This window comes from Dactylosporangium sp. NPDC050588 (assembly GCF_040654975.1).
In the GTDB taxonomy this organism is placed as follows: Bacteria; Actinomycetota; Actinomycetes; order Mycobacteriales; family Micromonosporaceae; genus Dactylosporangium; species Dactylosporangium maewongense.
In genome coordinates this window covers 77,282-90,258 of sequence record NZ_JBFAJA010000008.1, presented here as the reverse complement: position 1 = coordinate 90,258, position 12,977 = coordinate 77,282, and the positions used below count along the sequence as shown (strand labels likewise).

The 12,977-nt window shown below is 71.7% G+C and carries 11 protein-coding genes, 1 other RNA gene and 1 pseudogene; 6 read left to right on the top strand and 7 right to left on the bottom strand.

The annotated features are described in order from the left end of the window. Positions 1-30 precede the first annotated feature (30 nt). From smpB to AB0I21_RS07260, 6 genes are all read left to right on the top strand, one after another. Positions 31-510: an SsrA-binding protein SmpB gene (gene smpB / locus AB0I21_RS07285; RefSeq protein ID WP_344501593.1), complete on the top strand. Its 480-nt coding sequence runs from the start codon at positions 31-33 to the stop codon at positions 508-510. 69 nt (positions 511-579) lie between these two features. Further along, a complete protein-coding gene (locus AB0I21_RS07280) occupies positions 580-2,016 on the top strand; it encodes an SRPBCC domain-containing protein (protein WP_360559526.1) in 1,437 nt (478 codons plus the stop codon). 67 nt (positions 2,017-2,083) lie between these two features. Next, positions 2,084-2,457, top strand: a transfer-messenger RNA (tmRNA) gene (gene ssrA / locus AB0I21_RS07275). Positions 2,458-3,067: 610 nt separating this feature from the next. Further along, complete coding sequence (locus AB0I21_RS07270; RefSeq protein ID WP_360559525.1) at positions 3,068-3,433, top strand: hypothetical protein; 366 nt, start codon at positions 3,068-3,070, stop codon at positions 3,431-3,433. A 369-nt stretch (positions 3,434-3,802) separates the two neighbouring features. Continuing rightward, complete coding sequence (locus AB0I21_RS07265; RefSeq protein ID WP_360559524.1) at positions 3,803-4,723, top strand: hypothetical protein; 921 nt, start codon at positions 3,803-3,805, stop codon at positions 4,721-4,723. 166 nt (positions 4,724-4,889) lie between these two features. Continuing rightward, positions 4,890-5,225: a DUF6401 family natural product biosynthesis protein gene (locus tag AB0I21_RS07260; RefSeq protein ID WP_360559523.1), complete on the top strand. Its 336-nt coding sequence runs from the start codon at positions 4,890-4,892 to the stop codon at positions 5,223-5,225. A 498-nt stretch (positions 5,226-5,723) separates the two neighbouring features. Here AB0I21_RS07260 and AB0I21_RS07255 read toward each other — a convergent pair. The 7 genes and pseudogenes from AB0I21_RS07255 to AB0I21_RS07225 all read right to left on the bottom strand — a co-directional run. Next, a pseudogene (locus AB0I21_RS07255) lies at positions 5,724-6,134 on the bottom strand (restriction endonuclease); the annotation flags it as partial. A gap of 42 nt (positions 6,135-6,176) precedes the next feature. Continuing rightward, entirely contained in the window at positions 6,177-8,066 is a 1,890-nt protein-coding gene (locus AB0I21_RS07250; RefSeq protein WP_360559522.1) for a carboxypeptidase-like regulatory domain-containing protein, read from the bottom strand. A 61-nt stretch (positions 8,067-8,127) separates the two neighbouring features. Continuing rightward, positions 8,128-8,883, bottom strand: a complete 756-nt coding sequence (locus AB0I21_RS07245) for a hypothetical protein (RefSeq protein WP_360559521.1) — start codon at positions 8,881-8,883, stop codon at positions 8,128-8,130. A gap of 97 nt (positions 8,884-8,980) precedes the next feature. Then, positions 8,981-9,625, bottom strand: coding sequence for a response regulator transcription factor (locus AB0I21_RS07240; RefSeq protein WP_360559520.1), 645 nt, complete (start codon positions 9,623-9,625; stop codon positions 8,981-8,983). Between the two features lie 12 nt (positions 9,626-9,637). Continuing rightward, on the bottom strand, positions 9,638-10,882 hold the full coding sequence (locus AB0I21_RS07235; protein ID WP_360559519.1) for a sensor domain-containing protein: 1,245 nt from the start codon (positions 10,880-10,882) through the stop codon (positions 9,638-9,640). Further along, positions 10,879-12,198 carry an ABC transporter permease gene (locus AB0I21_RS07230; RefSeq protein ID WP_360559518.1) on the bottom strand — a complete coding sequence of 440 codons (1,320 nt, stop codon included), beginning with the start codon at positions 12,196-12,198 and terminating at the stop codon, positions 10,879-10,881. The genes AB0I21_RS07235 and AB0I21_RS07230 overlap by 4 nt, the downstream gene beginning before the upstream one ends. After that, the gene (locus AB0I21_RS07225; RefSeq protein ID WP_360559517.1) at positions 12,195-12,917 is read right to left on the bottom strand and encodes an ABC transporter ATP-binding protein; all 723 of its coding nucleotides are present in this window, start codon (positions 12,915-12,917) and stop codon (positions 12,195-12,197) included. Before AB0I21_RS07225 ends, AB0I21_RS07230 begins: the two co-directional genes overlap by 4 nt. Between the last annotated feature and the right edge of the window lie 60 nt (positions 12,918-12,977).

The following is a 12,977-nucleotide window of genomic DNA, read 5'->3' as shown; positions in this document are numbered from 1 at the left end:
ATACTCCTGTCAAGATTTGTGGAGGGGTCGATGCCGCGCGAAAAGGGACGCAAGGTCGTCGCGTCCAACCGGAAGGCGCGCCACGACTACGAGATCCTCGAGACGATCGAGGCCGGCGTCGTGCTCACCGGCACCGAGGTCAAGTCGCTGCGCGCCGGGCGCTGCTCGCTCGTCGACGCGTTCGGGCAGATCTCCGACGGCGAGGTGTTCCTCCATGCGATGCACATCCCCGAATACACGATGGGCACCTGGACGAACCACCCTCCCCGTCGCGTCCGGAAGTTGCTGCTGAAGCGGCAGGAGATCGGCCGCATCGGCAACAAGGTCCGCGAGAGCGGCCTCACGCTGGTGCCGCTCTCGGTGTACTTCGCCGACGGTTGGGCCAAGGTGGAGATCGGCCTCGCCCGGGGCAAGAAGTCCTACGACAAGCGCCAGTCGCTGGCGAAACGTGACGCCGAGCGGGAGATCTCTCGCGTCATGGGCAGCCGCAACAAGGGTAGAACCGAGTAAATCGTCTCGCGTGGCTGAGTAGTGCTCGTCAGGCAAGCGAGCAATGCGTGCAAGCCATATAGTCCGTGCGTGACCGAGATTCGGGTCGATGTCGACCTCGAGCACCCACCGTCCGCGGTGTGGCGTGCGCTCACCGAGGCCCACCTCGTCACCGACTGGCTGCCCACGACCCGGTTCATGGTCCGCGACGACGGCACGTTCACGTTCCAGGCGACCGCCCTCGCCGGCCTCGAGGACCCGATCGAGGGCGAGATCGTCACCACCGAGACGGCGCACCGCCTGGTCATGCGCTGGTCGGGGGAGAACCTGCACACCGTCGTCGCGCTGACCCTCGACGAGCTGGCCGGCGGACACACCCGGCTCACGATGACCCAGAGCGGGTTCCTCGGCCCGCAGGGGACGATGCGGCGCAGGGTGCTGCGCAGGACGTACCAGCAGCTGTTCGAGGGCCCGCTCGCGGCGACCCTGAAGAAGCACGCCCAGCCATCCGCCCCGGTCACCGCCGTCGACGCTCCGCCGGCCGTGCGGCGCAACGACGGCGGGCCGTTCAACCGGCTGCCGCGCCAGCCCAACGCGCCGAGCCGCTCCGCGCCCGGGCTCAGCTCGCAGACCCGCTCCACCGCCGGCCCGCGTCCGACGACCACCATGCCGGGCTTCGCCGCCGCGGTCTTCGGCGCCCGGGCGACCGGGGTCGCGGCCGTGCCCGTCGCCGGGGACGCCGCCACGCCCGCTGCCACACCGCCTGCCGCGACATCGGTGACTGCTATGGCGTCTGCCGCGCCCAGCCACCGATCGACAACGCCATCAGGAATGGTGGCCTTCGTGCGTCGGCTGGGCTCCGTCGGTACATCTGCCGCAAACGCCATCATGTCGCGGGTACGACGCGTCGCGGCCGCTCGGGACTGGTCCGCCGACCGTCGCAGCCAGGCCGTGGCGGCGGCGGCCGCGATCCTGCTGCTGCTCGCGATGATCGCCCTGCTCGTCGGCAAGGCCACCGCGCCGCACCCGGCCAAGCCGCCGCGCACCGGCGGCGGGGTCGAGGGGCCCGTGCAGGCCACGGTGCCGGGCACGCCGGCCGAGCGGTCCCCGCGCCCCGCCCTGGTCGCGGCGAGCTCCGCCGCGGCGACCGTGCCGCCGTCGGCCACGGCCGCGCCCAGCGTGGTGGCCGCGTCCGGTCCACAGCTCACCGCCAGCAGCCGCGCCGAGGACCTCACACTGACGTCCTACCGGGTCACCGTCACCGTCACCAACCCCGGCCCCGCCGTAAGCACCGACTGGACGGTCGCCGTCGTCCTGCCCCTGCTCGACCTCACCGTCCGCAACGTCGACGGCGCCGTCATGACCCGCACCGGCCTCAAGGCGATCTTCACCCCGGTCGACAGCACCCGCACCGTCCGCCCCGGCGGCACCGCCACCCTCCGCTTCGAGGTCGAAGGCCTCGGCGTCCGCAACGCCCCCCTCACCTGCACCATCGACGGTCGTCCGTGCACCCAGGTATCGGGATGAAAAGCTGGACGGAAGGCGTTACGCTAGATCAGTCGCTCGTGGGAGCGGCAGCCAACACCACCCGCGCGGGGGTGACTGGTTTCGACTTTGTGCGCCGCGTTAGGGGAAGCGAGCCGAGGAAGCCGACGTTGTCTCGCGAATCAGTCGTCGGAAAAGTATAAGCGCCAATTACAAGCGCTCCGATCTCGCTCTCGCTGCCTAAGCAAGGGTAGAGATCTGTCGGTCCGGGTTCGCCTTCGACCCGATCACCGGCATCAGCTAGAAGGCTGGCCAACCGAGTCCTGTCGCGGGGCTCGTGCGGTGAGATCAATCGCGACTGGACCCGTCATACCGACTCGCTCGCGTGATCGGTAGGGCCGAGTAGAGACACAGCGAGCTGCGCTCGGAGAAGCCCTAGCAAAGCAACGAAGGACCCGGGTTCGATTCCCGGCACCTCCACCGCCGAACGCCCCCTGCTCACGCAGGGGGCGTTCGCCGTTGGCGGTTCCGGATTCCCCGCGCACCGGCTGCGCCGGTGCTCCCCACAGGGGGAGCTTCGCTCCACCCTCGCCCCCTCAACACCGTTTCGGGGTGCTCGGTCGGTGAAGGTTCGCTTCGTCCGTGCCGCCTCAAGGCCGTGGGTGGCATCGAAGCTTCGGCCCGGCTGACTGGCAGGAATGGTCCAGGCTATACGTGGCTCGTTGACCGGCGGCGCGGTCGAGGCGGCGTTCCGCCGGCTGGGCGAGCGTTTGGCTCGCCGTGGCGTGGTGGCGGATCTGGACGTGTTCGGGGTGCCGCGATGGCGTTGGCGTATGACGCCCGGCGAGCGACGCGCGACATCGATGCTGTCCTGCAGCCGCACGGGGTGGTCTTGGATGAGGCGAAGGCCGTCGCGGAGGAGCTGGGTCTTCCGCATTGGTGGCTCAACGAACAGTGCTTCGCTCCACCCTCGCCCTCTCAAGACCCGTTGCGGGGCGCTCCGTTGTGGAAGGCCACCCAGTGAGGTCTCGTTTACCGTTGGTGGCTTCAGGTCTCTTGTCAGCCACCTGTTCCCGCCAAGATGGAGGCCGCCTTGGAAGCAGGCTGGACGCTCTCGGACGTGTGGATTCTGCGGTCGATCAGCGGGGTGGACTCGGCACGGGGGTCGTCGCTGCGTGGGGTGATCGCCGCTGCTGACTACCTCAACCATGCGATTCCGCGGGAGGACGAGCTTGTGGCGGGGCTCGGCCGGCTGGCCGCGGCTGGGCTGGTCGAGTTCGACGTTGCCGCTGACCGGTACTGGCTCACCGCGGCGGGCCAGTCGTCGGCGGCGCACCGTGGGACGTTCATCGCCGGGCTGGCCGCATTGCCCGAGCCGCCACCGGCGAGCCCGCCGCTGGCATTGCCCACTGGGGTCTTCTCGTCTGCGGTGGGCCAGTATCTGCAAGACTCGACATGAAAATCTCGTCTCCATCGCGGCCGTCACGGGTTCAAGTAGGCGAGCGCTACCTCCACAGGAGATTTTCGGCGGTCTCACCCGACGGGTGGGGCCGCCGAAGTGGTTTCTTACCCGCCCTGGCTTGCTGGAGACCGAAGCGCCGACTCGGGGGCCGGTCATGGCCGGCATCAGGTGATGACGAGCAGCACCGCTTGCCCGTTTCGTCGCTGCGTTCTGGTGGAACCGTCGCAGTCCTGCCCTGCTGCAGGCGGCAGGGATCTCGGAGTCGGTATGACGAACATATGGTGACAGGGGATTTTTAGGGTACTAATGAGGGTATAGGCGGTTTAACCCCGGTAACATGCCATGCCTCATCCATGAGGAGTCATGATGTCCGACTACCTTGCCTCCCGAAGCGTGGACATCGGCCCCTGGCTGAATGACCTTCTCCGCTCCGCAGCGAATTTTGTCCCCCGGGCAATCGCGTTCATCCTGATCCTGGTCGTCGGATATCTGGTGGCCCGTCTGCTGCGCACGGCGGTCGATAAATTGCTGGAGCGGGCCGGCTTCGACCATCTGGTGGAGCGTGGCGGTCTGAAGACAACCATCGCGCGCTCGCGCTACAGCGCATCGGGCATTGTGGCCCAGCTTGTCTTCTACGCGGTGCTGCTGATCACCCTGCACCTGGCCTTCAGTATCTGGGGCCCGAACGCGGTGTCCACCCTCATAGCCGGTGTGATCGCCTGGCTGCCGCGGCTCTTCGTGGCGATCGTGATCGTCGTGATCGCCGCGGCGATCGCTGCCGCGGTTCGGGACATCGTGGCCAGCGCATTGGGCGGGCTCTCATACGGTCGAGTCGTGGCGACCATCGCCTCCGTGTTCATTCTCGGCATCGGCATCATCGCCGCGCTCAACCAGATCGGAGTAGCGACCACGGTCACGACCCCGATCCTGGTCGCCATCCTGGCCAGCGTGGCCGGCATCCTGATCGTCGGCGTCGGCGGCGGGCTGGTGAAGCCGATGCAGGCGCGTTGGGAGCGGTGGCTGGACCGCGCGGAAACCGAGTCGACCCAGCTCTCCGGACAGCCGAAGGCGTACGCGGCCGGCCGGAGCGATGCCGAACGGCTGATGGAGTCCACGCCCCAGCCGGCCAGCACGCCAGTCGCCGCCGGCCAGCAGCCCCCGTCCGCGCGCCAGGAGCCGAACACCGGCCAGCACGCCACCCGGCAGCCGTCGCGTCCTTCCGCACCGGACGACGAGACGCAGCCGACGCCACCGCGGACCGGCCAGCACCCGCCCACGATGCAGTAGGACTTTCTCCTCCGCGATCTTGAGGTTGCGGTTCCGGCGATGGCGAAGGGACCGCGACTTCAAGATCGCGCGGGAAGGTGCCGCTGTCAGAAGCCGAACCGTGACGATGTCCGCAAAGAGCGGGCGCACGCCCGGGCCTCGGAAGCTCGCCGCTATGGTCGTTGTCATGAACGTCCCTGCCCCCCACCTCGCTACCGTGCGGACGCTGCTCGACAGGCTTGACCGGCGGATCGGGGCCGCCGGCCTTGCGGCGGCGGCGGCGATTCCTGGACTGCTGGCACAGGTGGACCAGCACGCCGCCGAGGTGCGCGAACTCCTCGGTGGCAACAACCGCCGGCCGACGCTCCCGGCGTTGGCCAGCTACGCCGATGGCCTGCTGGACGGGGCTGCCGACCGGGGATGGTGCCTGCCCCAGCACGATCTGGTGGGCTGGGTCAACGCGGATCGCGTGGCAATACGACTTGTGGCTGTCTGCGCACTGGCTCGGCGCACGGTGACATGAGGGCTGACGCCACCCGCACCCCCAACGGTGGCGTCGCGCTAAGGCCGGTTCAAGTACGCGATCGTCAGCTCCACCGGTGCTTCCCGCAGGGGAGCTTCGCTCCACCCTCAAGACCGCAAAGTCGCCGGCTGGCAGCAGAAGCCAGCCAGCCGTCGGGCCCCCCGCTTGGCGAATCGTGCCGCAGCGGCGCTTACACCGTCACAGGACTGTCCCGATGCCGGGCGAGGGATTGCCCCAAGTGCACAAAGTCTCAGGGACAGGTTCGAGTAGGTCTTCATTGGTCTCCCCGGGAAGATCCACGCGGCGACCGAGGACGTCTGTCGCCGACGCCGCAGCAGCAAGACCAAGGCGGGGAAGGCCCCTCAGCAAGCCCACACAGGGCATGACAGGTCACACGCACAAGGCGCGGACAAACGAGGCAACCTTCCCCACCAACGATCCTCCGACCTGAAACCAGCCCGGTCAAGCCGGGCCTTGACAGCCGATCCTCGAAGGGAATCAGAGGCCGCCGTCCGCGAGCATCCATACGCGGCGTAGGGGAAGCTGAGCCCGTACTGCTTCGGGCAGTCGGTCGTAGACGCGCAACACGGCATCGACAACGTCGGACGCCTCCCAAACCCGCACCCGCAGATGCTGGTTCTTGAGGGCGTCACGGGCCGGTTTGGTCAGACCGCCCCATGCGACGAGGAGACCTTGATCGGCTCCGTGCGTCGTCGTCACCCCGTGAAGCTGCGTGACGACAGGAGAGCCGATCTGCGAACCGGACTTGACCTGCGCGAGCAGGCGCGGGCTGTCGAGACCGAGCGGGCCGCGTCCTGCCGTGATGTCGACGCCGCCGTCTGGGCCGGGCGGTGACTGTGTGCACAGAAAGCCCTCCGCGGTCAGGACGGCCGTTACGAGCGTCGCAAGGTCGTGGCCGGGGGCCGCCGTGGCGGGCCCCGGCCGCCGTCGCTACGGGACGATGACGTCGACGGTCAGGGTTCTGTTGTTCCGGATCTGGAACGGCTGGGCGTGTGCGAGGTCGGCACCGCCGAGCCAGCCGCTACGGCCGTCGGGCAGCTGGTAGAAGATCTTGATCTGTTGCGGGGCGATGTTCGGGATCGTGAATGTCATGGGCGGGTTGCCGTACTGGTTGCTGCTGTCTCCGGAGTGGACCGCCTCGCCGGACAGGGCGTCGAACGCGACCAGGTACGCGTTGAGCGGGTTGCCGGCCGGGTCGTGGACCGTGCCGGTGAGCGTGCCGCCGCCGGTGCGCAGTTTGATGTTCGCGGCGGCCTTCTTGCCGGCGGGCACCGTCACCTTCGTCGCCTCGGGGCGGTTCGCCGCGTTGCCGGACCAGCGCCACTGATACCCACGGCCGATGAACTGCACCGGCCACGCGTACGGGCCGACGCCCGGGATGCTGTACGTGCCGTCGGCGCCGGTCGAGAATGCGCAGCCGCCCTGGGGGGCGAAGCCGCTCGACAGCGCGACGACCGAGACACAGACGCTTGCGAGCGGGGCGCCGGTGTTGACGTCGGTCACCTTGCCGCGGACCGTGCCGGCCCGGTCGAACTGGATGGTCGGCGTGGTGATCCGGTCTCCGGACGCGACCGTGATCCGCTGGGCGGCATCGCGGTCGCCGGTGCCGCCGGTCGCGCCGACCCACTGCAGGCCGAGTGCGTCACCGCGCGGGTCGGCGAGCAGCTGGTACGTGCCCGGCTCCAGCGGACCGATCACCACAGAGCCCGGCGTCGGGCCCGGCCGCTCGTCCGAGCAGAAGCCGTACGGGTCGTAGCCGTAGGGCTGGTCGACGTTCGCCACGCCGATGCAGCCGTCGACCGCAGTGCCGCCGTCGCGGCTGGCCATGGTGGCGGTGATCGACGCGCCCTGGCGCATGGCCACGTCGATCGTCGCGGTCTGCCCGGCGGTGACCGTGACCGGCGTGTAGGGCACCGTCAGGTGGAGGCGGTCGTCGATGTTGACGCTGAGTGTGTACCTGCCGACGAAGAGGCCGGTGATCAGCAACTCGGCACCGGCGGCGCAGCCTCCGGCGTTGTCGGTGTTCGTCGCCCACACACAGAAGTGCTCCAGCGGTTCGCCGGTCGTGGCGTCGTGCGCGACGACCCGGATCGCGCCCGTCGGCAGGAAGGTCTCGTCGACCGTGGTCAGCTGCCCGTCGGCCACCGTGAACCGGTCGGCCGCGGCGCTGTCGAGCTTGCCGTGCGCGTACTGCGAGACCCCCGCGGGCCCGGAGAACGCGACGACGTAGTCGCCGAGCATCAGGTCGTCGATGCGATACCGCCCGTCGGTGCCGGTGCTCGCCCAGCCCGAGCCGCTGCCGCCCGGCTGGCCGGCGGTGACGCCCACGTTCGCCGCCGGGCTGCCGTCGGCCTTGGTCAACCGCCCGCCGACCGAACCCGTCGGCAGCACCGTCTCCACGACCTGCACCGCCTGGCCGGCGGTCACCTCGACGGGCACCGCGGTCTCGTAGGAGGTCTTCCCGCCCGACCACTGGTCGAACGCGTTGCGGACCCGGTAGCTGAGCTTGTACGAGCCGGCCGGCAGATCGAGGGTGAACGCGCCGCTGGACGGCACGCTGACGCTGGTGACGAAGTTCTGCTCGGCGCTGTCGAAGACCGTGAGGTACGCCCAGGCCGGTGTGCCGTCCCGGTTCAGCAGGCTGCCGGAGATCGTCCCGGTCGGCGGCTCGTCGTCCACCACCGTGGCTCCCGCGCCCACGGTGACGGCACGTGTGCCGGTCGCGGCGTGCGCCGGCGTGGTGGAGACCGCCGCGCCGGCGATCGTGGCTGCCGTCACCGCTGCGGAGAGCAGGGTACGGCGCAGTGCATGCTGTCGCATGTCCGCTCCTGAATGGATGGGGTGGTCATGAACGCCCCCGTGCTCGCGGGGCGTGGTCGGGTCAGAGCCGGTCGCGGATGGCGAGCAGGTCCTGGTCCGGTGAGGGCTCCAGGCTGCTCTCGTCGACGATGCTCATGACGGTGAGCGCGATGGCTCGGATGCCGAATGCCACGGCGGTGAACACGCCCAGCTGGATCGGGTCGATGCCGGCGTCGCTGTCGACCTGGATGGACGGGTCCGTGGTCACCACGCTGGCGATCCGGTACTGCGCGATCGTCAGGCAGATCGCCAGCAGGGTGACGGCGGTCGCGATGGTGGACCGGCGGGTGGCGCCGGTGCCCAGCCACACGGAGATGCCTGTCGCGACGCCGAGGCCGGCGGCGACGACCAGGGCGTTGACGGTGTCGATCGACAGGGCCGAGCTGGTGCGCCCGGCGAGCGCCGCCTGCAGGCTCATCACGCCCAGCAGCAGGCCGACCGCCGTGCCCGCGCCGGCTGTCCACACTGGATGAGGGTGCTTGGCGACCAGCCACAGGACGCCGGCCGTGAACACCACCGCGAGCACGGTCAGGACCATGCTCGGGGCCAGGAAGAAGTGGACCTGGTAGTCGCTCATGTGGATGGCGGTGGCGGCGACGAAGAGCATGTCGTCGCGGGCGGTCTCGACCAGCGCCCACGACGCCACCAGCACCAGCAGGAGGCGGCTGCGCGCCGAGCGTCGCTGGTCGGTCATCCGGACCAGGCAGAACACGGCCAGCAGGCACCCGACGGCATTGCCGAGGAGGACGCCGAGGGCGAACAGGATCTGGTGGTCCACAGCGTGCCCGGCCTCCTGTCGAGTGGTGCGCTGAGCCAGCCAGCCGGCTCGGAGCCGCCTGTCAAGCGCGCATACCGTACCTTGCCATCGCCACGCGTCAGGACCTCAGGTAACGCAGGACGGCCAGCACCCGCCGGTGGTCGGTGCGGGCCTGCGGCAGGTCGAGCTTGGTGAAGATGGCGGTGACGTGCTTCTCGACGCTGCGCTCGACCAGGTGCAGGCGCTCGGCGATGGCCACGTTGGAGCGGCCCTCGGCGAGCAGGCCGAGGATCTCCCGCTCCCGGTCGCTCAGCCGGGCGAGCCCCGCATCGGCGGCGGGCGTGGCGAGCAGCTGCCGGACGACCTCGGGGTCCAGGGCGGTGCCGCCGGCCGCGACGCGTTGCAGCGCGCCGACGAACTCGCCGGTGCTGACGATGCGGTCCTTCAACAGGTAGCCGACGTGACCGGCGTGCTCGGAGAGGAGCCGGCGGGCGTAGCTGGTCTCGACCCACTGCGAGAAGACCAGCACCCCGACCTCGGGGTGCGTGGCCCTGATCGCCAGCGCCGCCCGCAGTCCTTCGTCGACGTGGCCGGGCGGCATCCGCACGTCGACGACCGCCGCGTCAGGTGGGTCCGCGGCGACCGCGGCGAGCAGTGCCTCCGCGTCGCCGACCGCGGCCGTCACCTCGATGTCGTGCTCGGCGAGCAGCAGCGCGATGCCGTCGCGCAGCAGCGGGTTGTCCTCGGCGATGGCCACGCGCATCGACAGGTCCTCTCAGGGCCGTTCGGGAAGGATCATGGTGACGGTCGTCGGGCCGCCGGCCGGGGAGTCCACGGTGAGCGAGCCGTCCAGCGCGGCCGCCCGTCGCGTCAGCCCCGCCAGCCCGGTGCCGGCCGCCGGACCCGCCGGACCCGCCGAGCCCGCCGGAACAGCCGCGCCGCCGCGGCCGTCGTCGGTGACGGTCAGGCGCAGGCAGCCGGACGCGGCGCGCAGGTCGATGCGCACCCGGGTGGCGCCGGCGTGGCGGGCGACGTTGGTCAGCAGCTCGGCCACGGCGAAGTACACCGCCGACGCCGTCGCGTCCGGTGGGCGGGTGGCCAGCGACACGCTCACGCCCGCGGGGACGGCGCTGCGCGCCGCGAGGGTGGCCAGGGCGACGTCGAGGCCGTCGTCCAGGGCGGGCGGGTGCATGCCGCGGACGATGTCGCGCAGCTCCGCGAGGGCCTCCGTGACCGTGCCCCGCGCGCCGGCCGCCAGCTCCCGGACCGTCTCCTGGGTGCTGCGGTGCTCGATCCGCGCCAGGGTCAGGCCGAGGGCGACGAGCCGGGCCTGCGTGCCGTCGTGCAGGTCGCGCTCCACCCGGCGCAGCAGCGCCGCCGCGTCGGACTGCAGGGCCGCCCGCCCCGCCTCCAGCTCGGCGATGCGCCGCTGCGAGCGGGTGGGGTGCAGCAGCCCGCGCACGAGGAGCCGGTCGAGCAGCACCATCAGGCGCAGCCACCAGGGCGTCGCGAGCAGGAGCGCCGCGCCCTGCAACGCGATCCACCAGGTGCCCGACCAGGTGATGGTGTCCAGGGCCCGCCGGCCGTCCGGCACCAGCGGCCACCACAGCGGACAGGTGACGGCGACCGGTGCGAGCACCAGGCAGATCAGCCCGGGGTACGCCCCGGCGACCATGAGTGGCCAGTGGGCGACGCCGTACAGGAGCGCCCGCCAGGCCGTGGGGTCGGCCGGCAGCGCCCGGATCCGCTGCCACACGGTGCGGCCCGGCAGCGGCGGCGGGTCGCTCCACTCCCAGCCGAGCAGCCGCCGCGCCGGCCCCCGGAAGTACCGCGGGAGGCGCCGGGCGACCGCCAGCACCACGACCAGCAGCGGCAGGCCCACGGTCAGCACCGACGCGGCGGTGGCGACGACGCCGACCAGGGCGAGGACGACCGGCGGCAGGCCGGCGAACACCCCGGAGACCAGATACGCCAGCTCCCGCCAGGCCCGGCGGGTCAGCCAGGCCGTCAGCACGGTCACCGCACCGTCTCGATCGGCGGCCGGCGCATCGCCAGGGCGGCGGGCAGCGCGGTGCCGGCGAGGACCAGGGCGGCCGTGCCGAGCACGCCGGTCAGCAGCCAGCTCGCCGGCAGCCACGGCCGCCAGGTGCCCAGCGCGGTGTGCAGCAACGGCAGGGTCGTCGTCGCGGCCACCGCCGCCCCGACCACCAGCGCCGTCCCGGTCACCAGCAGAGCCTCGCAGACGACGGCCGCCAGCGCGCGCCCGCGGGTCGCCCCGGCGAGCCGGGTGACCGCCAGGTCCCGGCGGCGGTCGAGGATCACCGTGACGAGGGTGTTGACCGCCGCCACCGCCGCGAAGCCGACGTAGACGGCCGTCCCCGAATACTCCAGCCATCTGTCGGCGTCTGCGGCCGGTGTACCGGTGAGCCGCTCGGCCGTCTTGAACATGACCACCTTGACGGCGGTGAAGGCGATGGCGAGGGTGAGCGGCACCAATGCCCCGGACAAGGCCTTCGCCCGGACGGCGATGGCGTCGCCCGCGAGCCGGCCGGTGTCGCCGAACAGCCGTCCCGCCAGCGCGGTGACCTTGAGCAGCGCCGGGCCGAGCAGGCCCGCCCCGACACAGAGGGCGAGCATGACGAAGAGCCCCAGCGCGTCGGTGGTCTCCGCGTCCAGGTCGGCGATCGCGGCGGACAGCCCCGCGCCGCCCGCGACCAGGACGAGCCCGGCGGCGGTGCGCACGACGCCGGTCCGCCGCCGCGGCGCGCCCGACTCCGCGAGGGCCGCGGCGGGCCGGATCCGGGACGGCCGGACCGCCGCGACCAGCGCGCCGAGCAGCGACGTGCCTACCGTGACCACGAGGGCGACCGGGAGCGCGGCCGGGTGCGGGTGGAACGTCACCGCGGGCGGGGCGAAGCCGTGCGTGACGACCCCGTCGATCCAGGCGCGGCCGCCGGCGCCGCCCAGCGGCACGCCGAGCAGCGTCGCGGGCACGGCGACGACCGCCGCCTGGGCGGCCACCGAGCGGCGGACCCTGCCCGGGGTGGCGCCGACCGCTCGTACCAGGGCGATGTCGCGGGCCTGCTGGGCGATGGTGGCGGTCATCGTCACGCCGACGATGACCACCGACAGGTAGATCGCGATCATGACGAAGATGACCGCCATGTCGGCGATGCCGCTGCCGGTCAGCGCCTGCCGTGCGGCCGCGTCCAGCGGTGCCCGGTCGATCGAGGCGGTGATGCCGAGCCCGGCCGTGACGAGGGCGGCGGCCAGCAGCTGGGTCGTGAACGGCCCGAGGAACGACCACGGGTTGGCGCGCAGCGCCTGCCGGATCATGCGATCGCCCCCGCCGACACGCTCTGGAGGCGGCCGGCGATGGTGGGCGCGTCCGGGGTCGCCGTGTCGGCGGCGACCGCGCCGCCGCGGAGCAGCACGAGGCGGTCGCTCCACGCGGCGGCCGCGGGGTCGTGGGTCACCATCAGCACGGTCACGCCGTCCCGGTCGGCGGCCCGGCGCAGCAGGCCGAGGATCTGGCCGCCGGTGGCCGGGTCGAGGGCGCCCGTGGGCTCGTCCGCGAAGATCACTGACGGCCCGGTGACCAGGGCGCGGGCGATCGCCACCCGCTGGCGCTGGCCGCCGGAGAGCTCGCCGACGGGCCGCCGCCCCGTGCCGTCGAGGCCGACCGCCGCCAGCACCTCCTCGATGCCGCGCCGGCGGGGCGCGCCGAGCCGCCCGGGCAGCGCGAGGTTCTGCCGGACGGTGAGCTCGGACAGCAGGTTGTACGACTGGAAGACGAAGCCCACCCGGTCGCGCCGCCAACGGGTGAGCGGCCCCTCCCGCATCCTGCTGATCTCGCGTCCGGCCAGCCGGACCGAGCCGGACGTCGGCCGGTCCAGCCCGGCGGCGCAGTGCAACAGCGTGCTCTTGCCCGAGCCGGTCGCCCCCATGACGGCGACGAACTCTCCGGCGCCGACGGTCAGCGACACCTGCCGGAGCGCGGTGACGCCGCGGGGGAAGACGCGGGCGACGTTCTCGAGTGCCAGGACCGGTTCCATGCCGTCGAGCCTGGTCGAGGCGGGTCCGCGGGGCATCGGTGCTGCCACGAGCCTCCGGGT

Excerpts from the sequence above, each read along its gene's own strand:
- smpB (WP_344501593.1), top strand. The coding sequence starts at position 31 with ATGCCGCGCGAAAAGGGACGCAAGGTCGTCGCGTCCAACCGGAAGGCG.
- AB0I21_RS07265 (WP_360559524.1), top strand. The coding sequence starts at position 3,803 with ATGTCCGACTACCTTGCCTCCCGAAGCGTGGACATCGGCCCCTGGCTG.
- AB0I21_RS07260 (WP_360559523.1), top strand. The coding sequence starts at position 4,890 with ATGAACGTCCCTGCCCCCCACCTCGCTACCGTGCGGACGCTGCTCGAC.
- AB0I21_RS07250 (WP_360559522.1), bottom strand. The coding sequence starts at position 8,066 with ATGCGACAGCATGCACTGCGCCGTACCCTGCTCTCCGCAGCGGTGACG.
- AB0I21_RS07240 (WP_360559520.1), bottom strand. The coding sequence starts at position 9,625 with ATGCGCGTGGCCATCGCCGAGGACAACCCGCTGCTGCGCGACGGCATC.
- AB0I21_RS07230 (WP_360559518.1), bottom strand. The coding sequence starts at position 12,198 with ATGATCCGGCAGGCGCTGCGCGCCAACCCGTGGTCGTTCCTCGGGCCG.
- AB0I21_RS07225 (WP_360559517.1), bottom strand. The coding sequence starts at position 12,917 with ATGGAACCGGTCCTGGCACTCGAGAACGTCGCCCGCGTCTTCCCCCGC.